We start from the raw sequence: 19,829 nt of genomic DNA on the forward strand, positions 1-19,829 counted from the left end.
CGACGCCATGAGCATCCGGCTAATGACGATGGTCTTCGACCGCTATCCCGAGGGCGGCAGCGAGATGCTGCTCGCGCTGGCACTGGCGGATCACGCCCACGACGATGGGACGCGCATCTGGCCTTCGGTCGGTGAGCTGGCACGCAAGACGCGGCAGAGCACGCGCACGGTACAGCGGCAGCTGCAAAAGATGGTTGCGTCCGGTTGGCTGGAGATGGTCAGCACTGCGACTGGGCGCCGCGGCTCGACCAATGAATATCGCGTGACCGCTGCATGGGTGGCCGGTGCACACCTCGCGCCGAGGGGTGACAAAGTGACACCCCATGAAGCGGGCGAAGTTATGCACGCTGGAGAGGGAGTTATCCACACGGGTGACAGATTGACACCCCTCGATGAAGCGGGGAGGGGTGACACGGGTGACGCGAGGGGTGACACAGCTATGTCGCGGGGGGGTGACACAGCTATGTCATCCGAATCTTCAGGAACCGTCAGGAACCGTAATACCCCCCTACCCCCCGGTGGGGGGGCGACGGGTTTTGATGAGCTTTGGGCGATCTACCCGAACCACGACAACCGGCTGAAGGCCGAGCGTCGATACCGGCGGATGGCGCCGAACGCCGCGCTGCAGCAGACGATGCGCTCGGCCATCGAGGCCCAAAGGCTTAGCAAAAGGTGGACAAAGGACGGCGGTGAGTTCGTGCTCGAATTCGCGACCTGGCTTCGCAATGAACGGTGGCGGGACGTGCCTCGTGCGCATGGCGCCCCGAGTGTCGTAGCCGGCGCATGGCACGAGACGCGCAGCGGCATCGACGCGAAGGCCCGTGCGTTGGGCCTCGCACCGTGGGATGAAGCGGCCTTTTCGGTGGGTCGCGGCGAGAACTATCCCACGTTCACTGCGCGTGTGATGCGTGCCGCGGAACGAGCAGGGGAGGCGGTATGCGCGTGACGGTAGGCTTCCATGGTGCCGGCCTCGCCAGCGTGCAGGCGCAGCTCGCCAAGCTGTCGGGTCAGCAGGCCAAGCAGGCCTATGCCGATGGCCTGAGCGATGGCGGCTTCCGTGCCCGGCGTGAGTGGCAGCGCGAGATGCGCGAGCAGTTCGACCGCCCCACCTCCTACATCCTCAAGAGCGTGTATGTGCGCAAGGCCACGCCCGAGCGGCTGAGCGTGGACATCGAGCCGACCTACTTCGGCGGCAAGGGTGTGGACCCGCAGAAGATCCTCCAGGCGCAAGAGTTCGGCGGCGCACGTCGGGACAAGCGCAGCGAGGCCGCACTGCGCCGCATCGGCATCCTGCCTGCCGGATATCAATCGGCCATCCCGGCGACGCCCTTCCCCGGCAGTGACGACGGGCGCGGCAATGTGCGCGGTGGCTTCCTGGTCCGCCTGCTGTCCTACTTCCAAGCCATGGGCGAGCAGGGCTACAGGGCCAACATGACGGACAGGCGCAAGGCCCGTCTGCACAAGGGCACCAAGGACCGCGAGGGCATGCGCTTCTTCGTGGCCTATGGGCATCTGCGCGGTGGCGCGACACGGCACCTCGCGCCCGGCATCTGGGCGGCGACCGGACAAGACGGGTTCATCGTGCGACCTGTGCTGATGTTCGTGCCTGATGGCCTGTACGAGTCGCGCATCAGCCGCGAGCGCGTGGCCGAGCGTGCCGACCTCGCGCCCTTCATCGAGCGGCGCATCCGCTACCACATCCGAAAGCTCGCAGGCCAATGAAGAACAACGTCACGGGTCCTTCCGCAGAAGCTTGGGTTACGGGTAATTCGAACCCCGACTTCGGACTGTTCGGCGGTGCTGCTAAGGGGGTTAAGTGAAGGCCATCGAAGGAATGAGGCAGGCAATTTCGCAAGCCGAGTTCGGCGCGTGGGTCGGCATCAGCGAAGCGCGCGTGAGCCAGCTCATGGCCGAGGGCGTGCTGACGCGCGGGGAGTCGGGTCACGAATGGCTGATGGCCTACTGCGAGCGCATGCGCGACATCGCCGCCGGCCGTGCGTCGTCGGAGACGGGTGGCCTCGACCTCGTGCAAGAGCGCGCGGCACTCGCGCGCGAGCAGCGTCTCGGCATTGCAATCAAGAACGCTGTCGCCCGCGGCGAATACGCGCCCATCACGCTCCTGGCCGAAGTGCTCGCGACTGCGAGCCAGTCCGTGTCCGAACGCTTCGAGCAGCTGCCCGGACTGCTGCGCAAGGTGTGCCCGGAGCTGCCCGACACGGCGCGCGACAAGCTGATGTCGGCCATCGCCGATGCGCGTAACCAATGGGTGCGCGCGACGGCCCGGCTCGTGACGGAGGCCGTCGTGCAGCCCGAGGAAGAAGCCGAGGAAGAGGGTGAACCGCTGTGAGCCTGGCACCCAACGAAACATTGCGTGCGGTGGTCAATGCCGTGGTGTCGGGCCTTGTGCCGCTGAAGATGGAGCGCCCGCAGCCGCTGAGCACCTGGGCCGAAGACAACTTCTATCTGTCGCCCGAGGCCAGCCACACGCAAGGCGATTGGAAGGCTTACCCGTTCCAGAAAGGCTGGATGGATGCCTTCAGCAATGACGACATCGAAGAGGTGACGGTGCGCAAGGCGAAGCGCGTCGGCTACACGAAGACGCTGCTCGCTTTCATCGCCTACAACGCGGCGCACCGCCGGCGCAAGCAGGCGCTGTGGATGCCGACCGACGATGATCGCGACAGCTTCGTGAAATCGGAAATCGAGCCGATGCTGCGCGACGTGGGCGCCCTGAAAGCGGTCATGGTGCCGGGCAAGGAAGACACGATGAAGCTCAAGAGCTTCTTCGGCTCGGTGCTGCACCTGCTCGGCGGCAAGGCCGCGCGCGCCTACCGCCGCATCACGGTTGCTGTCGCGGTGCTCGACGAAGCCTCGGCCTTCGATCAGAAGATCGAGAAGTCGGCGGACCCCATCACGCTCGCGCGCGGCCGGCTCGAAGGAGCGCCATTCCCGAAGCTGGTCGCCGGCAGCACCGTGCGGATCAAGGACTTCGACCACATCGAGACGCGCGAGAAGAACGCCGATGCGCGCATGCGCTACCACGTCGTCTGCCCGCACTGCGATGCCGAGCATCCGCTCATCTGGGGCAGCAAGAAACTGCGGCACGGCTTCAAGTGGGACGGCGCCGACTACAACACCGTGCGGCATGTCTGCCCGCACTGTCACGAGTCCATCACGCAAGCCGACTACCTGCGGATCTGGGACACCCGTGCGATGTGGGTCAGCGAGTGCGGCCGGTATCGCTACGACCACGATCTGCACGTCTGGACCGATGCACAGGGCGTCGTCATCCGGGCGCCGCGGCATGTGGCCTTCGTCGAGATGTGGAGCGCCTACAGCCCACAGCGCGCGTGGTCCGACATCGTGCGGGAGTTCCTCGAAGCCACCATCAAGGCGAAAGCAGGGGACACGGCGCCGCTCGAAGGCTTCGTGAACGAAACGCTCGCGCAGTATTGGGAGGCAGTCGTCGAGCGCGCCGACGAGCACGCGCTCTCGCGCCGCGCGGAGGACTACCGGCGCTTCACGGTGCCGTATGGAGGGCTCGTGCTGGTCACGGGCGTGGACGTGCAGGACAACCGATTCGAGCTGGTGACCTGGGCCATCGGTCGCGGCGAAGAGATGTGGTGCATCGACTACAGCGTCATCTGGGCGAATCCTGCCGACGAGCGCGACTGGTCGCACCTCGACGCCTACCGCAAGACAATCTTCCAGCACGAGAGCGGGCAGGCGATGAAGATCGAAGCCATGGCCGTGGACACCGGCGGTCACTTCACGCACCAGGCCTATAACTACTGCCGCCAGCGCGAGCGCGAACGGGTGTTCGCAGTGCGGGGCGACCCGCAGCCAAGCAAGATGGTCAAGAGCAAGGCCACGGTTCAAGACGTGAACTGGGGCGGCAAGATCATCAAGCGCGGCGTGCGCCTTTGGTATGTCGGCACCGATACCGCGAAGGATCTGATGTACGGGCGCTTGTGCGTCGAGCGCAAGGGCGCCGGCTTCGTCCACTTCAGCAAGGATCTGCCGCCCGAGTTCTACACGCAACTGACCTCCGAGGCGCGCGTGCCGCAGCGCGTGGCCGGTGGCGAGGCCTACCGGTGGATGAAGTCGCCCGGTGCTCGCAATGAAGCGCTGGACTGCACCGTCTACGCGATCTTCTGTACGCACATGCTCGGGCTGCACCTGTACACCGGGAAGATGTGGGAGCGCTTGGAGTCGATCGTGCAACCGCCGAACGGCGATCTGTTCCGTGTGGAACAACCGCAGGCGGCGGCTTCCGATGTTCCACGCGAAACGCAGTCGGACGAATCGCCGGCGCAGACCAGCGTCGCGCCCGCCGTGTCGTCGCCAAGCTCGCCGCCGGCTGCAGCCACAGCGCCGCCGCCGCCCATGCCCCAGAGGCCGCCGCCGCCACGCCGAACCATCCAACGCCCATCCCGTCAATCCAATTCCGCTAGATCATGGTGAACACCAACAACCGAAACGACATCGTTCTCGACATCCTCGGCCGCGTGCAGGAAGCGCTCGCCGGAGCCAAAGGCGGACTGACGCCTGAGCTTGTGAAGAGCGTGGAGGCGGGCGTTCGTGCCGACTGGGGCGGGGACCGCGTGTTCATCGCGAAGCGGCGCGGTGAGGGCCATAGCAACCGAAACAGCCGCATCTTCCGCGACTACCTGGCGGGCGAGCGCGTGAAGCTGCTCTCGCGGCGCTACGAGCTTTCTGAGCGTCAGGTGCTGCGGATCATCAAAACTCCCGCGAGTTGAGAAAAACTGTCCGAGTTCGAATGGCTTCGCTGCTGCGGGTGGGCTTGTTGACAGGACGTTGGAAATTCCCAGGGATCCCGGCGTCAGGTTCATTCACCAGCTAGTATCCCACCTGCCCAGTCTGCTTGATCGTGCTGCGTACATTCCTTAGGAGTCAATAGAAATGGATAACGAGAAAAAAGAGTCGGCCGCCATTCACCGAAGATTCAAGCGGACAGAGAGAAACCTTTCCCATGCGATCGCACAGTTCGTCTTGGCGGCTGAGGCAAAGCTCGACCCAGACCGCAGTATCTATAAGCGTGAAGCGATTCAGAAAAAATTCGAAAAAAGCTTGGAATTAGCTGAACTACTACCGGACTGGATGGACTCACTGCCGCACATTCGGGAAGATTTCCTTGATGTGCTAGCGCGCTCGGACGATACGGAGCGCATCCTCGCCGAGGGTCAGGCGTTTATGAACGGCCTAACCCCTGAGGAGCTGAAACGGCTACTTGCGTTGCGTGACCAAGACGAGAGCGAGGACGAGGACGAGGGCGAAGCTTCGTAGTGGTGAAGCGCAGAATGGCCGAGTCGGTGCAATTCGGGTGTCCGCCTCCCTCTCAGGGAGACAGGATCCGCACGATCTCACCAAGAAGAACATCCAAGTCGGCTCGAAAATCGACTTGGCGCTCTGTGGGCAGAACCTCCCTGTTGCGAATCTGAGCGTGAAGATGCGAGTCCGCGATATGCCGCAATGAATTCTGCAAATTCTTCATAGAGGCCTTGAATGACTTGGCGCCGGAATAGTTGTTGGCGACCTTCTCGAAGGTATCCACGTTAAACACCGGCGGTATGTGATCGGCAATCGCTCTGACGAGCATCGCGGTCGCCATGTGGCACTCAGCAGCGTGCACGAGGTTCAACTCTTCAAGCAACCGAATCAGTCTCTTCAAGTCCCAGTTCAAGCCGGACATGGCACGCAGCGCCTCTATGCGAGACCGGTGCACGTACTCCGTCGAGTGACCACCTTGGTTCGCGTCGCGCGCCTCGCTTATTTGAGGGGCGGCCTCTTCCTGCAGCTTTTCTGCTTCCAGAGCCGAAGCTATGGTCTTGACATTTAGGAGGGCATTGTGGGCGTCGGTATTCCTGCCCAGTCCGCTCGTGAAACTCGTTGTGCGTGCCAGCCTGCTAACCGCTTCCTGAAACTCGTACAAGCGACGCGGGCCCAAATCCTCCCGAATTGAGGATTCGAGCTTACTTCCGTCCAGGCAGGCTGCCGCAACTGCCTTGAGCTTGTTCAAGCCGTGATTCGCTCCCGTCGCTTCGAAGGTTTGAAGCGCTACGAGAGCGTCATCAACCATTTGCCCCAATACTTTATAAAAGGTGTTGCCCAAGTGGCCTCCGTTGGTGCATCTGTGAGTACCACCCCTGAAGAACGGGTTGGTTCAACCCTTGCCCTCAGTGATGACTCTACGGAATGTAGCAGTGCCTCCAAGTGACACGTCTCGCCTTGTTGATGTCAGGTCACCGCTTCGATAGTCCTGTCGACACTGACCAACGGTCCGACCATGGCTATCGACACTTCCAACACCGAACCCATCTCCATCATTCCTGGCGATACCGTCAAGTGGAAGCGAACACTTGCGGACTATCCAGCCTCTGCCGGCTGGGCGCTGAGCTACGAACTGCTCAACGCACAGCACCGTTATCAAATCGCCGCGTCGGCTGACGGCAACGCGCATCACGTCGTGATCTCCCCGCAGACCACGCAGAACTACGCGCCCGGTGCCTACGATTGGCGAGCCCGCATTACCAACGCGGATGAGGTCTACACCATCGCGACCGGGCGGTTGACGATCTCGCCGTCGTTTGGCGCAGCGAGTGATGTCCGCTCGCATGCGCGGCGCACCCTCGATGCCATCGAGGCCGTGCTCGAAGGCCGGGCAACCAGCGCGACGGCCGAATACGAAATCAACGGCCGGCGCCTGAAGTACATCCCGCTCAACGAGCTGCACGCGATGCGCTCGAAGTATCAGCGAGAGGTCGCCGCAGAAGAGGGCAAGAGCGGGCCGCGGGGCGTGTCGGGCCGCATCGTGGTGAGGTTCGGCGCATGAAGGCGCCCGCATTCCTTCGCCGCCTCTTCCGCAGCGGTCCTGCACCGAAGAGAACGCAGGTTCGCCGCTTCCAGGCGGCCCGGATCGACCGCCTCTCGGCCGACTGGATCGCGACCTATTCGAGCATCAACGAAGAACTTCGCGGTGACCTCGACCGGCTGCGCGCGCGGGGGCGCGAGCTGCGCAACAACAACGACTATGCGCGCAAGTTCTGCGGCATGGTCGAAACCAACATGGTGGGCCCGGCCGGCTTCGTCATGCAGGCGCGCGTCGAGAACGCGCCGGGCAAGGCCGACAAGCTCGCGAACGATGCCATCGAAGCGGCGTTCGTGCGCTGGCAGGCGGTGTGCGATGTCACCGGTCGCCAGTCGTTGCGCGATATGTGCGAGACGCTCGTCGGTGGCCTGCCGAGCGATGGCGAGTTTCTGGTGCGGCTGGTGCGCGGCCCCGATGCGCGCAACGAATTCAACTTCGCGCTGCAGCTCATCGACGTGGACCGGATCGACACCACATTCAACGGCGTGGAGCACTCGACGGGGAACACCGTCATCATGGGCGTGGAAGTGGACGCGTATCGCCGGACGGTGGCTGTCCACATCTTCGAGGCGCATCCGAACGATGGTCCGCGCACATCGCGGCAGCGCGTGCGCCTGCCGGCCGAGGACATCATCCACGGGTTCAAGGTCGAGCGCGCCGAACAGGTGCGCGGCATTCCTTGGATGGCGCCGGGCATGCTGAGCCTGCATCACCTGGGCGGCTTCATGCTGGCCGCAGTGCTGGCCGCCGAGCACGGCGCGAACCACTTCGGTTTCTTCACGCAGAACCAGGACGCCGCACCGGGCACCTTGCCCATTGGCGAGCGCGACGACGGCGGCGACGCGATCACCACGAGCCAGCCTGGCGTGTACGACACCCTGCCGCCTGGCTACGACTTCAAGCCGCACGAGAGCAAATACCCGAACGAGGTCTTCGGCCCGTTCGTGAAGACCGCGCTGCAGCGCGTGGCGAGCGGCTGGCGCGTGTCGTATCACGCGCTCGCGAACGACCTCGAAGGCGTCAACTTCTCGAGCATCCGTAGCGGGACGCTCGACGAGCGCGACCGATGGGCATCGGATCAACAGTGGTTCATCGACATCCTGCTCAGGCGCGTACGGGCCGAATGGATGGTGATGTCCCTGCTGTCGAACGCGATAACCATGCCAAACGGCAGTCCGCTGCCCGCGGCGAAGGTCGCGAAGTTCGCCGCCCACGACTGGCTCGGCCGTCGTTGGGAATGGGTGGACCCGCTGAAAGACATGAACGCGCGCATCGCCGGCGTGGGCGCGGGCCTCGTCGCGCCGCAGGATCTGAGTGCGCAGATGGGCCGCGACTTCTACGACACGATGGTGAAGATCAAGGAAGCGCAGGACTTGGCGCAGCAGCTCGGCATCGTGCTGCCCGCCTATGCGACGAAGGTCGCAGCGCCGGCGGCGAAGCCTGCGCCGAAGGGCCGACCCGCAGCGGCCGATGAAGAAGACGAAGAGGAAGAAGAAGCCGCGACCTAGTGACATCGCGCGCCTTATGAATGTCAGTGCCGCGAAGTTGCAATAGCGGCATGACTTCAAGTCTTCCTCAAGCTCTTCGCGAGCATCTGCCCACCGGGCAACTCAATCGCGCTTTCGTGGTGGAGCGGGCCTCCATCGACGAAGAGGCGCGCACCGTGAAGCTCGCCTTCGCGAGCGAGACGCCCGTCAATCGCGGCTGGTTCATCGAGGTCCTGGACCTCAGCCGCAAGTCGATGCGCACCGGCCGTCTCACCGCCGGCGCCAACCTCCTTTGTGACCACGACACACGAGATGTCGTCGCGGTCGTCGAGTCTGTGGAAATCGGTTCGGACAAGGTAGCCCGTGCCGTGGTGCGCTTCGGTCGAAGCGTGCGCGCAGAGGAAGTCTTCCGCGACGTGATCGACGGCATCCGCGTCAACGTTTCGGTGGGCTACATCATCCACGAAGCCATTCTGGACGGCACGCGCGACGGGTCTGACACCTACCGCGTGACCGACTGGGAGCCCTTCGAGTTGTCTCTGGTCAGCGTGCCAGCGGACGCGACTGTCGGTGTCGGCCGCAGTCTCCCCGCCGAGTTGCCGGCCGTTCCTTCCCTTCCTTCCCTTTCCCCATCTTCCACGGAGAACCGCGCCATGACGACGCCTGCAAACACGCCCCCCGCCAACCCGGCACCCACCATCGAAACGCCCGTGCAGCGCAACCACGCGAGCGAAATCAGCAAGATCGCCGCGGCCATGCCCGGCGGTGCCGAGCTGGCGATGCGCTCGATTCAAGCCGGCCATACGGTCGAGCAGTTCCAGGCCGAAGCGATTCGCACGCTCGCATCGAAGCCCGTGCCCACGGCCGACATCGGGCTGACCCCGAAGGAAACGCGCCGCTTCAGCATGGTGCGTGCGCTCAACGCGCTTGCCAATCCCGGCGATGTCGGCGCGCGCAATGCAGCGGCCTTCGAATTCGAGTGCTCCAACGCGACCGCGACCAAGCTCGGCAAGACCTCGCGCGGCATCCTGATTCCGTTCGAAGTGCAGAAGCGCGACATGAACGTGGGCAGCGCGGCGGCCGGCGGCAACCTCGTGGCCACCGACCTGATGTCGGGCGACTTCATCACCATCCTGCGCGATGCGATGGTGCTCAACACCCTGGGCGTGCGCTTCCTGTCGGGTCTGGTGGGCAACATCGCGATTCCGAAGCAAACCGGCTCGGGCAGTGCCTATTGGGTAGCCGAAGGCCAGCCGCCGGACGAGAGCGGTGCGGCCATCGGTCAGGTGGCGATGTCGCCGAAGACGGTCGGTGCCTTCACCGACATCAGCCGCAAGCTGCTGCTGCAGTCGAGCATCGATGTGGAGAGCTTCGTGTCGTCCGACCTGGCGATGGTCCTCGGCCTGGCGATCCAGCGCGCCGCCATCGCCGGCGGCAGCGTGGCGAATGAGCCAAGCGGCATCCTCGCGAAGATTGCCGCCGGCGTGATCGGCGGCGCCAACGGCGGCGCACCGGACTGGGATCACGTCGTGGATCTGGAGACGGCCGTGTCGGTCGCGAATGCCGACGTGGGCACGCTGGCCTACCTCACTAACGCCAAGGTGCGCGGCAAGCTGAAGAAGACCTTCGTCGATGGTCCCGGCACCGGCGAGCGCGTGTGGCAGAAGGGCAGCGAGCCGCTGAACGGCTACCGTGCCGCGGTCACCAATGCCGTGCCGAGCAACATCGCCAAGGGCACCGGCACCAATCTGTCGGCGCTCATCTTCGGCAACTTCGCCGACCTCGTGATCGGCATGTGGGGCGGCCTCGACCTGATGGTCGATCCCTACACGCACAGCACCACGGGCACCGTGCGCGTGACGGCGCTGCAGGACGTGGATGTCGGCGTGCGCAACGTCGAGAGCTTCGCCACCATGGAAGACGCGCTCACCGCGTAAGCCCATGTTCGCCGAAGACCTGTCCGTTTTCTTCAGCGACTTCGCGGTGAGCGCCTCGTTCACCGTCGAAGGCGTGCAGAAGACCGCGCGCGTCATTTTCGACCGTCCCTATGCGGCGCCCTTCGGGATGCAGGCCGATGCAGAGTCACCGTCGTGCCAAGGCGCGACGGCCGACCTCGCCGGGCTGCAGCGCGATGACGCGATCACCGTCGATGGGAAGACCTTCGAGATCGACCGAGCGGAAGCGGACGGCACCGGCGTGACGAACCTCGTGCTGAGGGGTCGCTGATGCTCGCACTGGAACCTGCCATCGTCGCCCGCCTGCGCGCCGAGCTGCCCGAGACATGGACCGTCAAGGGCATGTTTTCCGACAGCGGCCGGCGCGATGCGGAGCTGTTCGCTTCGGTGCTGTTCATTGACGGCAACGTGCCGGCCAGCGATGCGCCTGGCGCGCTCGTGCGGCCGTACTGGGCCATCACGCTGATGGCGAAGCGCAGCGACGCGGACGCACCTGTCCATCTCGACAGCGCTTTCTCGCGCGTCATCGAGGCGCTGCAGGGCTGGACGCCCGGGCGGATCGCGGGCCGGCGCTGGGAGCGCCTCCAGCTTGCGAGCGTCAAGCCGCCGCCCTATCCCGAGGCCGGCCTCGTCGGCATCGAACTCGTTTTTTCCACATCCGCCCGCTTCGACGGGCAACCCTGAAGGAATCCCCATGCCTATCGTGCACACCAAAACCGAACTGTCGGCCCCGCGTGGCCGCCTGCGCCTCGACATCCTGAACGCCCTCGAAGAACTGACCGGCGAGGAAGAGATGGGCAACTGCCCGAGCTTCGTCGTCACCGTCGATTCGGAGAAGGCCGAGGAATTCTCGGCCGAGACGGCCGCGAGCGAACTCATCGGCACCCTGACCGGCAAGGTCAAGCGCACCGCGAAGATCACCTGCAACAACATGAGCATGGCGACTTACCAGCGCTTCCTCGCTGCGACCAGCGAGGTCGTGGAGCAGTCGGCCGTGGCGGTCACGGGCGAAATCCGCAAGGTCGTGCCCGGCAAGATCTATCAGCTCGGGCAGACCGCGGCCAATCCCATTGGCGTGCGCAACGTCACCGCGGTGACCGTCAAGACCGAAGACGGCACCACGCCCTACGTGGCAGGCGAAGACTTCAACGTCGATCCCGAAACCGGCGCGGTGCAGATCCTCGCCGGCGGCGACATCGTGGCGGGCAATGTGGCGTTCGGCTACACGCCCGTGGCGGGTTCGTACACGCGCCTGAAGACCGGCGGTAACACGTCGTTCCTCTCGGCCATCCGCGTCATGGCCGACAACGCCGCGGGCAGTAACAAGGATTGGTACATGCCGCGCTGCAGCCTGACGCCATCCGGTGACCTGCCCATCGTGTCGAACGAAGTCGAGTTCGTCACCGTCGAGTTCGATGTGGACATCCTCAAGTCCGCCAACGCGGAAGCGATCTACGTCGGAGGCCGCCCGGTCGCCTGACCTTTGCGCCCGTCCCCGCGCCTGGCCGCGGGGGCGTGGCGACGCATGCGGCTTCGCACCGAGGCCTCATGCGCCGCCATCTCTCCTTCACCTGAACTTTCCGCTCCATGGCCTTCAAGCCGATCCAGATCGTTATCAACGCCAAGGACGATGCGTCCAAGGTGTTCGACCGCCTGCAGCAGCGCGTGATCGCGTTCGCTGCGCTGGTGGCCGGCTACTTCGGCATTCAGGCCTTTGCCGGCTGGATCAAGGGCGGCGCCGACTTGGAGCAGGCGCTCAGCCGCGTGCAGGCGGCCACCGGCGCCACGGCGGCCGAGATGCGCATGCTGCGCAAGGCGGCGCAGGAGGCCGCCGCCGATGCCCGCTATGGCTTCACCGAACTGCAGGCCGCCGGCGCGCTGGAGAACCTCGCCAAAGCCGGCCTCAATGTGCGCGACGCCATCGCGACGCTGCCCGCGGCCATGCAGCTCGCGCGTGCCGGCGATGTCGAACTCGGGACCTCGGCCGAATACCTGACGAAGATCGTCAACGGGCTGGGCCTGTCCTTCGCCGATGCCGGCCGCGTGGCCGACGTGCTCGCGCTCGGCGCGAACGCCACGAACACCAGCGTCAACGGCCTGGCGCAGGCGCTGAGCTATGCGGCGCCGCTCGCGAACACGCTCGGCCTGAGCCTCGAAACGACGGTCGCCATCGTCGGCAAGTTCGCCGATGCCGGCATCGACGCGAGCCGCGCCGGCACGGCCCTGAACAGCATCTTTTCGCAGTTCTCCGACCCGGCCAGCAAGTTCCGCACGGAGCTGGCGGCGGCCGGCATCACGTCGACCAATTTCGAGAAGGCGCTTCACGAGCTGGCCGCGGCCGGCCCGGCGGGGCAGCGCGCCATTGCGGCGGTGGGGCAGGAAGCCGGCCCGGCATTGCGTGCGCTGCTGAATCAGGGTGTCGATTCGCTCGATGCGCTGACGAAGAAGCTCGAAAACGCCAAGGGCAGCGCGGCCGAGACGGCAGCGATCATGCAGTCGAACCTCAACGGGGCGCTCAACGGCTTGCGCACCGCGTGGGATTCGACCATCAATGCGCTCACCACGCCGATCCTGCCGGTGCTGAAGCAAGGCGTCGAGCAGCTGTCGGGCGCGCTGCGCAGCGCCGTGGCCGATGGCACCGTGGGGCGGTTCGGCAATGCGCTGGCTTCCGCGTTCCAGAACGGCATCAAGTGGGTGCAGGCCTTCGTCGCGAGCGTCGATGTGCCGGCGCTCGTGGCGAAGGCGCAGGCGCTGGCCGACCGCGCCGGCGCGCTGCTCGACAGCTTCGGCCAGAAGGCGCAGACCACGGGCAGCATCGTGCAGGCGGTCTGGGGCGCGATGTCCGCCGGCGTGAACGTGGTCATCGCGGCCATGTTCAAGATGGCCGAGTCCATGGCGAACGTGGTCAGCGCGGTGCAATCCGGGCTGGCCGCCATCATCGGCGGCCTGGCGAAGATCAGCTTCGGCGAACTCTCGGCGACGTTCAAGGCGGCGGCCGATGAGGTGCGGCTCTCGGCCGAGGCCACGGGCGCGGTCGCCCAAGCGTTCGGCGAGAAAGCCGGCGAAGCCTTCGAGCGCGCAACCGAGGGCGCCGAGCAGGCGCAGGCCGGCTGGGCGGGCCTGACCGGCAGCGCCGCGGCCACCACGGCTGCGGCCACCAGCGGCGCCGCCGCCTTCACGGGCATGGCGGCCGAGATGAAGGCGGCCGGCGACACGGCGCAGGAAGCCGGCCAGAAGGCCGCCAGCGGCGCCGAAACGCAGCGGGTGAAGGCGGAGGAAGCCCGGGCCACGGTCGAGCGCCTGCGGGCCGAATATGCGCAGGCCATCGAAACGAAGAATCTAGACCTGGCGGCGCTGAAGCTCGACGAGCTGAAGAAGGCGACCCTTGCGGCGGCCGATGCAGCGGTCACCAACAAGCGGGCGCAGGCCGAAGCCGCGGCCGAGATTGCCGCTGCGTTCCAGCGTGCCGGCGTGCAGACCAAGACCGAGCTGGAGACGATGGCGAAGACCGCCTTGCGCGACTTCGAGCTGATTCGCGACAGCGGGCAGGCGACCGCCATCGGTTTGGGCGAGGCATGGAAGAAGGCGGCCGAGGCGGCCATCGAGGCCGGCAACGGCGTGGCGCCCGGCTGGGTGCAGGCGCAGGCCGCGATGCGCGGCTTCGAGGTCGTGCTCGACAGTGCGGGACGCTCCACGGTCAAGCTGCGCGACGCACAGAACGACGCGATGCAGTCGGCCCACGGCCTAGCCGGCGCACTGCGCGAAGTCACGAACGCCCGCGAGCGCGACATCGAGACGCGCGAGAAGGCCAACGCCCTGAAGGAACGCGAGAACGCGCTGGAGAACAAGCGCCTTGGCCGCGATGCGAGCGGGTTCTCGACCGACAAGAACGGCAAGACCGTGAACGCCGGCAGCGACCTGGGCACCCTGACCGGCATCGCCGCGTTCCTGAAGGCCGCCGGCGTCAGCGACGAGAAGCGGGCGCGCGCCATTGCGATGGAGTTCGCCGACGCGAAGGGCGACATCCCTTTCTTCAACAACCCGGGCCAGAAGAAGTACGCGAACGGCGGCACCCTCAGCCACGCGCTGCTGAAGGCCGCCGAGAAGGAAACCTTCTTCGGCAACGGCCAGACGCCGACCGCCATCCCGGTGCCGCAGTCCAACCGCACGGTGAACCTGCACCTGAACCTCAATGGCCGCGACTACGGCACGGTGAACACCGACGCCGCAGGCGCCGATGCCATCGAGGGCCTGCTCGCCAAGCTCGGCGCCGCGGCCGGCGCCTCATCCAACCGCCCGGGCAAATAGACATGGCTGCACCTGCTTTCCACACGCTCGCCGGCCTGCCGATTCCACGCGGCATGGTCTGGGTCGATGAGTTCGGCTGGAGCCGCATCGAGAAGAGTCTCGAGTTTTCGCTCACCGGCGCGGCGTTGATCGATGCCGGCGTGCGCCTGGCCGGCCGGCCCATCACCTTGCAGGGCGAGGTCGAGGCCGGATGGATCAGGCGCGGCGCGCTCGCGGCACTGCAGACGCTCGCCGGGTCCGATGCCACCGGCGCGCACGCGCTCGTTCTGGCCGATGGCCGCACCTTCAACGTGCAGTTCGCGCCCGGCCTGCCGGTCGAAGGCAAACCCATCGCGCGGCCCGAGCTGCCCGTCGAGAACTACCCCTACGTCGCCACCGTGCGGCTCATCACCGTCTGACCATGACCATTCTCGAATCCGATATCAAGATCGTTGCCACGCAGGTGATGGATGACGTGCCCGAAGGCGGCGGCGCGCCGACTTCCAAGGTCATCGAAGACGGCGCGGCCAATGCCATCTTCAAGGACATCTCGGCCGTGGACCGCGCGCAGGGCGACGTGTCGATCATGAAGATTGCCGCGGTCATCCAGACCCTGAACACCGACACCGCGCTCGGCGGCGTCGTCATCATCTCGCGCCCGCCGGCCGACCCGAAGGTGAGCGCGACCCTGTTCGCGACCGGCGACTTCTTCGACCGCCGCGCGAGCATCCAGAACCGCATCGAGGCCTACACCTCGCCGGGCGAAGAGTTCAACGGCTATCTGCTGTCCAACCATGTGCAGGGCCAGCGCTCGCTGCAGATCTTCCAGCGCCCGGGCGCCACGCCGCCGAACATCAACGGCACGCTGCAGATCAGTGGCGGCGGAAAGACCGAGTACGTGCGCGTGTCGAAGGTCGATGTCGAGCAGCGCACCTACAGCTACACCTCGGGCGGCTCCTTCGTGGACTTCCCGGCGCAGGTGTGCGTCTGCGAGCTGGTGGACGGGCTGAAGAACGACTTCAGCGGCACGCCGGCGAACCGCCTCTTCGAGCGCAGCGGCACCGCCGCGGCCATCAACAAGATGCTGGTCGCCAACGCCTCGAAGTTCTACGGCATTGCAACGCTCGCGGCCGACGTGCCGCAGGGCGCGTTCTCGGCCGTGGTGGATCGCATCGACACCCAGCTCGTGCCGAGCGCCACGACCGAGATTCCCATCGTGGACACCAGCGCGGCGGGTTCGGCCATCTCGCTGGTGGCCTCGGGCACCGGCACCGTCTCGCTGACCACGGGCGTGGCCTTCGGCCCGAATTCGATCATCGTCGTGGGCAATCCGATCTATCCCGGCTCGCTGTCGGTCGGCACGACCGCCGGCACGCTGACCGACGACGGCGGGCGCCTGAAGCTCGGCGCGCTGACCATCGGCAGCGTGAACTATGCCGGCGGGTCGATGAGCTTCGCGAGCGATGCCCCCGCGATCACCGGGAACAAGACCATCGGCTTCCGGCCCGCCGGTGCGCCGATCCAGCTGGCCGACTCCGCTTCCATCGTGGTGACCGTCGAGAGCCGGCGCATCAACTATCCGCTCACGATCCTGCCGCCGCCGGCGCCGGGTTCGCTGCGCGTGGCCTACCGCGCCGGCGGCAACTGGTACGAGCTGGCCGATGACGGCGGCGGGCGCCTGGCGGGCAGCAGCTCCAGCATCGGCAGCGGCACGGTGGACTATGCGACCGGCACGGCGCTGCCCACGCTCGGCGTGCTGCCCGATGTGGGCAGCGAGGTGGTCTACACCTGGGCGGCCAAGGTCAACTACAAGGACCGCAGCGGCGTCCTCACCGCGGCGCTGTCGATCCTGCTCGCGCTCGACCACCAGGCGGCGCAGGCCGGCACGGTGTCGGTGGACTGGAACGACGGCACCGCCCGGCACGCGACCGACAACGGCAGCGGCGCGCTCGCGGGCGACGCCACCGGCCCGGTGTCCTATGCGGGCAGCACCATCGAGGTCAAACCCAACTTGCTGCCGGGCTCGGCGGTCGCGTTCACCGTGGGCTACAGCCACGGCGACCCGGCGACGAAGACCTTCGCGGCGCCGGCGCGCAATGTCGATGGTTCGATCACGCTCAATCTCGGGCAGACCAACATCGCGCCGCGTTCGCTCGCGTTGGATTGGAACCTCGTGCTGCAGTCCACCGGCGGCGTGCCGGCCGACCAATGGGTGCCACAGAACTTCGCGGCCACCAAGACAGTGACCGACGACGGCGCGGGCAGCCTGAAGGACGGGCTCGGCGTCTCGTTCGGCACGCTCGACTATGCCGCCGGCGTCGCGACGCTGTTTCCCGAGGCCATCGTCACGGTGGCCGTGCCGCAATGGTCGGTGAACCAGCTCGGCATTCTGGGCACCGTGCTGTCGCCGAACCTGCCCGGCGCCTACCGCAACACGCTCACGGGCTACACCTATGCGCCGCTGGCCGCGTCGCTGCCGACCGACGCCTCGGCGCTGGTGTCGGCGAGCTTCCGAGTGGTGGGGGCAGGCACAACCAAGACGCAGGTGTTCAACCAGCCGAAGCTCTCCATCCGTCTGCTGCCGAACTTCAGCGAGCCGGGCGTGCCGGGCACGGTGAACTTCACGCTCGGCGGGAAGACTTACTTCGACCGCGCCGGCGCGCTCTACACCGACCTCGACCCGGCGACCGGCGCCGCCACGCTGGCGGGCACCTACGACTATGCGACGAACATCGCATCGCTGAACGCCTGGCCGGCCGCGGCGTCGAGCACCGTCACGGTGAACAGCCTGCTCACGACCCTGGACGGCCAGCCGGTCGAATACGTGGTGTTCCGCACGCCCGTGGCGCCGATCAGCCCGGGCTCGCTGCAGCTGCTCGCCACCAAGCTCAACGGCGGCACCATCAACGTGACCGCCGATGCCGCAGGCTTCATCAACGGCACGAACGTGCACGGCACCTTCGACCATGCGACCGGTGTCGGCAAGGTGCGCTTCGGCGATTGGGTGACCGCGGCGGGCAATGAGAGCGCGATCTGGTACGACCCGGACGCCATCGGTTCGGACGGCAAGATCTGGAAGCCGGTCCCGGTCTTCGCCAGCACCATCCGCTACAACGCGGTGGCCTTCATCACCTTGCCGGTGGATGCGACGCTGCTGGGCCTCGATCCGGTGCGCCTGCCGGCCGATGGCCGCGTGCCCATCTTCCGCAAGGGCGAACTCGCGGTGATCCACAACACCAGGCGCCTGCCGCCCGCCGTGGTCGCGAACGGGCAGACGCTGAGCGCGGGGCGTGAGCGGCTCTCGCGCGTGCGGATCATCGGCGCCGATGGGGTGACCATTGAAACCGGCTACACGCGCAACGCCGATGCGGGGACGGTGACCTTCACCGATGTATCGAGCTACGCGCAGCCGGTGGTCTACGAGCACCGCATCGAGGACATGCTCACCGTGTCGGATGTGGGCATCGATGGTCGCCTCGCGTTCGCCGGCCGCATCTCGCACGACTACACCGCCGGCGAGAGCTACGTGAGCAGCGGCCTGCGCATGGGCGACGTGAAGGCGCGTGTCTCGCTGTTGTTCGATCAGCAGTCGTGGAGCGGTGCGTGGTCGGACACCCTCATCGGCAGCGCCGCCGATGCCACCTTCAATGACATCGATCACCCGATCACGGTCACCAACAAAGGCGCGGTCACCGAACGCTGGCGCATGCAGATCAACAACGGCGGCACGACCTACAACCTCATCGGTGAGCACGTCGGCCAGATCGTGACCGGCCAGAGCATGAGCGCGGACTGCTCGCCGCTCGGCCCCTCGGGAGTGCCCTACATGACGATCCCCGCGGCCGGCTTCGGCAATGGCTGGCCCGCCGGCGCGCTCATCCGCTTCAACACCATCGCTGCGACGTTCCCATTCGTGCCCATCCGCACCGTGCAGATGGGCGCCGAGACGGTGCTCGACGACAGCTTCGAAATTCTGGTCCTCATCGGCGTGGACCGTCCCTGATTCGCAAAAGGAAAAACTCTCATGGCCTCCGTGGTGGACACCAGCGTCAAGCATTTCGGCAACTTCATGGGCGCGGCTGCGCCCGTCATCAACGGCGTGGCGGGTTCGGTGATCGCCGCCATCGACGCTTTCGCGGTCAACGGCTTCGACCTCAAGAACGCGACCAGCCTCGTGGTGTCGGGCGGCGTCGCGACGCTGGCTTTCACGGGCTCGCACAGTGCGCGGCTCGACACCGTGATCGTCGTGGCAGGCAGCAGTGTCGCGGCGCTCAACGGCGAACAGAAGGTGACCGCGGTCGAGGCCGGCATCGTGCGATTCGCCACAGCGGCGCCGGACGGCGCAGCGGGCGGGGCGATCACTTTCAAGATGGCGCCGCTGGGCTTCGTGAAGACCTTCACCGGCGTCAACCTTGCGACGTTCAAGCCGAGTTCGCCGCAGGCCAGCGGCTTCACGCTGCGGGTCGATGACGCGCTGGCGAACTACGCACAGGTGCGCGGCTACGAACAGATGTCGGACGTGAACACCGGCCTGAAGCAGTTCCCGCCCGTGGCACTGGTCACGAGCCAGACCTGGGGCAAGTCGGATGCCGCCAGTGCCGCGGCCCGCAACTGGTGGGCCTTCGGCGACTCGCGCGGCTTCTATCTGTGCATCGCGCCGAGTGCCAATCAGGCGCTCAACAGCCAGTGCTTCTACTTCGGCGACCTGAACGCCTACAAGAGCGGCGACGCCTTCGCCTGTGTCCTCAACGCTTTCCCCGGACTCACGCCCCACACCACGGGCAGCACCGTGAACGGATGCGTGGGCGTCAGCAGCCGGGGCACCACGGCCGGTGGTGTCGCACGGGCCTCCAACGGCGTGGGCGGCGGCCAGTTGAATTACTCGGTGGGGTCTGCAGGCTTCGGGACGGACGTGTACAGCGGCGGCACCGGTTATGGGCTCGGAACCTACCCGAACCAGGCCGACAACTCGCTGATGACCCACAAGCTGCTGTCGTACCAGTCGGTGAACAGCGCCTTCCGCGGGTCCTATCCGGGCCTCCTGCACCTGCAGCAGTCCGGCGCGAGCAATGCATTCGCGCCGGGAGACATCGTGGACGGGACCGGCGCACTGGCCGGCCGCCGGCTGCTGGCCGTGCGGGTCGGCCCGCCCGCCACCGCCGCGGCCGGCGTGGTCTTCTTCGACATCACCGGCGGCTGGAGAGACTGACC

General features: G+C 66.3%; 17 protein-coding genes. 16 read left to right on the forward strand and 1 reads right to left on the reverse strand.

The features are described from left to right. The first annotated feature begins 22 nt into the window (after positions 1–22). The 6 genes from ABID97_RS13770 (at position 23) to ABID97_RS13795 (ending at position 5,307) form a co-directional block, all read left to right on the forward strand. Complete coding sequence (locus ABID97_RS13770) at positions 23–946, forward strand: MarR family transcriptional regulator (RefSeq protein ID WP_354399025.1); 924 nt, start codon at positions 23–25, stop codon at positions 944–946. After that, complete coding sequence (locus tag ABID97_RS13775) at positions 937–1,722, forward strand: hypothetical protein (protein ID WP_354399026.1); 786 nt, start codon at positions 937–939, stop codon at positions 1,720–1,722. The genes ABID97_RS13770 and ABID97_RS13775 overlap by 10 nt, the downstream gene beginning before the upstream one ends. Positions 1,723–1,834: 112 nt before the next feature. Then, entirely contained in the window at positions 1,835–2,347 is a 513-nt protein-coding gene (locus ABID97_RS13780; protein ID WP_354399027.1) for a hypothetical protein, read from the forward strand. After that, positions 2,344–4,464, forward strand: a complete 2,121-nt coding sequence (locus tag ABID97_RS13785; protein WP_354399028.1) for a phage terminase large subunit family protein — start codon at positions 2,344–2,346, stop codon at positions 4,462–4,464. The genes ABID97_RS13780 and ABID97_RS13785 overlap by 4 nt, the downstream gene beginning before the upstream one ends. Continuing rightward, positions 4,458–4,760 carry a Mor transcription activator family protein gene (locus tag ABID97_RS13790; protein WP_354399029.1) on the forward strand — a complete coding sequence of 101 codons (303 nt, stop codon included), beginning with the start codon at positions 4,458–4,460 and terminating at the stop codon, positions 4,758–4,760. The genes ABID97_RS13785 and ABID97_RS13790 overlap by 7 nt, the downstream gene beginning before the upstream one ends. 163 nt (positions 4,761–4,923) lie before the next feature. Next, a complete protein-coding gene (locus tag ABID97_RS13795; protein WP_354399030.1) occupies positions 4,924–5,307 on the forward strand; it encodes a hypothetical protein in 384 nt (127 codons plus the stop codon). A gap of 52 nt (positions 5,308–5,359) precedes the next feature. On the opposite strand, the gene ABID97_RS13800 is transcribed toward ABID97_RS13795, so the two are convergent. Beyond that, positions 5,360–6,133: a hypothetical protein gene (locus tag ABID97_RS13800; RefSeq protein ID WP_354399031.1), complete on the reverse strand. Its 774-nt coding sequence runs from the start codon at positions 6,131–6,133 to the stop codon at positions 5,360–5,362. A 174-nt stretch (positions 6,134–6,307) separates the two neighbouring features. Between ABID97_RS13800 and ABID97_RS13805 the strand changes: the two genes are divergently transcribed. From ABID97_RS13805 to ABID97_RS13850, 10 genes are all read left to right on the forward strand, one after another. Continuing rightward, the gene (locus tag ABID97_RS13805; RefSeq protein ID WP_354399032.1) at positions 6,308–6,853 is read left to right on the forward strand and encodes a hypothetical protein; all 546 of its coding nucleotides are present in this window, start codon (positions 6,308–6,310) and stop codon (positions 6,851–6,853) included. Further along, complete coding sequence (locus tag ABID97_RS13810) at positions 6,850–8,397, forward strand: phage portal protein (protein WP_354399033.1); 1,548 nt, start codon at positions 6,850–6,852, stop codon at positions 8,395–8,397. The genes ABID97_RS13805 and ABID97_RS13810 overlap by 4 nt, the downstream gene beginning before the upstream one ends. Before the next feature lie 50 nt (positions 8,398–8,447). Beyond that, complete coding sequence (locus ABID97_RS13815) at positions 8,448–10,313, forward strand: phage major capsid protein (RefSeq protein ID WP_354399034.1); 1,866 nt, start codon at positions 8,448–8,450, stop codon at positions 10,311–10,313. A 4-nt stretch (positions 10,314–10,317) separates the two neighbouring features. Further along, positions 10,318–10,602, forward strand: a complete 285-nt coding sequence (locus ABID97_RS13820) for a head-tail joining protein (protein ID WP_354399035.1) — start codon at positions 10,318–10,320, stop codon at positions 10,600–10,602. Then, entirely contained in the window at positions 10,602–11,015 is a 414-nt protein-coding gene (locus ABID97_RS13825) for a hypothetical protein (protein ID WP_354399036.1), read from the forward strand. Before ABID97_RS13820 ends, ABID97_RS13825 begins: the two co-directional genes overlap by 1 nt. Positions 11,016–11,025: 10 nt before the next feature. Continuing rightward, positions 11,026–11,811 carry a phage tail tube protein gene (locus tag ABID97_RS13830; protein ID WP_354399037.1) on the forward strand — a complete coding sequence of 262 codons (786 nt, stop codon included), beginning with the start codon at positions 11,026–11,028 and terminating at the stop codon, positions 11,809–11,811. Positions 11,812–11,918: 107 nt separating this feature from the next. Continuing rightward, positions 11,919–14,639 carry a phage tail tape measure protein gene (locus ABID97_RS13835; RefSeq protein ID WP_354399038.1) on the forward strand — a complete coding sequence of 907 codons (2,721 nt, stop codon included), beginning with the start codon at positions 11,919–11,921 and terminating at the stop codon, positions 14,637–14,639. Between the two features lie 2 nt (positions 14,640–14,641). Further along, positions 14,642–15,037: a hypothetical protein gene (locus tag ABID97_RS13840; RefSeq protein ID WP_354399039.1), complete on the forward strand. Its 396-nt coding sequence runs from the start codon at positions 14,642–14,644 to the stop codon at positions 15,035–15,037. A gap of 2 nt (positions 15,038–15,039) precedes the next feature. Beyond that, the gene (locus ABID97_RS13845; RefSeq protein WP_354399040.1) at positions 15,040–18,621 is read left to right on the forward strand and encodes a hypothetical protein; all 3,582 of its coding nucleotides are present in this window, start codon (positions 15,040–15,042) and stop codon (positions 18,619–18,621) included. 21 nt (positions 18,622–18,642) lie between these two features. Further along, positions 18,643–19,827, forward strand: a complete 1,185-nt coding sequence (locus ABID97_RS13850) for a hypothetical protein (RefSeq protein ID WP_354399041.1) — start codon at positions 18,643–18,645, stop codon at positions 19,825–19,827. Positions 19,828–19,829 lie beyond the last annotated feature (2 nt).

The organism is Variovorax sp. OAS795 (assembly GCF_040546685.1).
Classification (GTDB): Bacteria; Pseudomonadota; Gammaproteobacteria; order Burkholderiales; family Burkholderiaceae_C; genus Variovorax.

What these genes read in the sequence shown, in the direction of transcription:
- ABID97_RS13770 (WP_354399025.1), top strand. Translation starts at nt 23, where the DNA reads ATGACGATGGTCTTCGACCGCTATCCCGAGGGCGGCAGCGAGATGCTG.
- ABID97_RS13775 (WP_354399026.1), top strand. Translation starts at nt 937, where the DNA reads ATGCGCGTGACGGTAGGCTTCCATGGTGCCGGCCTCGCCAGCGTGCAG.
- ABID97_RS13780 (WP_354399027.1), top strand. Translation starts at nt 1,835, where the DNA reads ATGAGGCAGGCAATTTCGCAAGCCGAGTTCGGCGCGTGGGTCGGCATC.
- ABID97_RS13790 (WP_354399029.1), top strand. Translation starts at nt 4,458, where the DNA reads ATGGTGAACACCAACAACCGAAACGACATCGTTCTCGACATCCTCGGC.
- ABID97_RS13795 (WP_354399030.1), top strand. Translation starts at nt 4,924, where the DNA reads ATGGATAACGAGAAAAAAGAGTCGGCCGCCATTCACCGAAGATTCAAG.
- ABID97_RS13805 (WP_354399032.1), top strand. Translation starts at nt 6,308, where the DNA reads ATGGCTATCGACACTTCCAACACCGAACCCATCTCCATCATTCCTGGC.
- ABID97_RS13810 (WP_354399033.1), top strand. Translation starts at nt 6,850, where the DNA reads ATGAAGGCGCCCGCATTCCTTCGCCGCCTCTTCCGCAGCGGTCCTGCA.
- ABID97_RS13815 (WP_354399034.1), top strand. Translation starts at nt 8,448, where the DNA reads ATGACTTCAAGTCTTCCTCAAGCTCTTCGCGAGCATCTGCCCACCGGG.
- ABID97_RS13820 (WP_354399035.1), top strand. Translation starts at nt 10,318, where the DNA reads ATGTTCGCCGAAGACCTGTCCGTTTTCTTCAGCGACTTCGCGGTGAGC.
- ABID97_RS13825 (WP_354399036.1), top strand. Translation starts at nt 10,602, where the DNA reads ATGCTCGCACTGGAACCTGCCATCGTCGCCCGCCTGCGCGCCGAGCTG.
- ABID97_RS13830 (WP_354399037.1), top strand. Translation starts at nt 11,026, where the DNA reads ATGCCTATCGTGCACACCAAAACCGAACTGTCGGCCCCGCGTGGCCGC.
- ABID97_RS13835 (WP_354399038.1), top strand. Translation starts at nt 11,919, where the DNA reads ATGGCCTTCAAGCCGATCCAGATCGTTATCAACGCCAAGGACGATGCG.
- ABID97_RS13840 (WP_354399039.1), top strand. Translation starts at nt 14,642, where the DNA reads ATGGCTGCACCTGCTTTCCACACGCTCGCCGGCCTGCCGATTCCACGC.
- ABID97_RS13845 (WP_354399040.1), top strand. Translation starts at nt 15,040, where the DNA reads ATGACCATTCTCGAATCCGATATCAAGATCGTTGCCACGCAGGTGATG.
- ABID97_RS13850 (WP_354399041.1), top strand. Translation starts at nt 18,643, where the DNA reads ATGGCCTCCGTGGTGGACACCAGCGTCAAGCATTTCGGCAACTTCATG.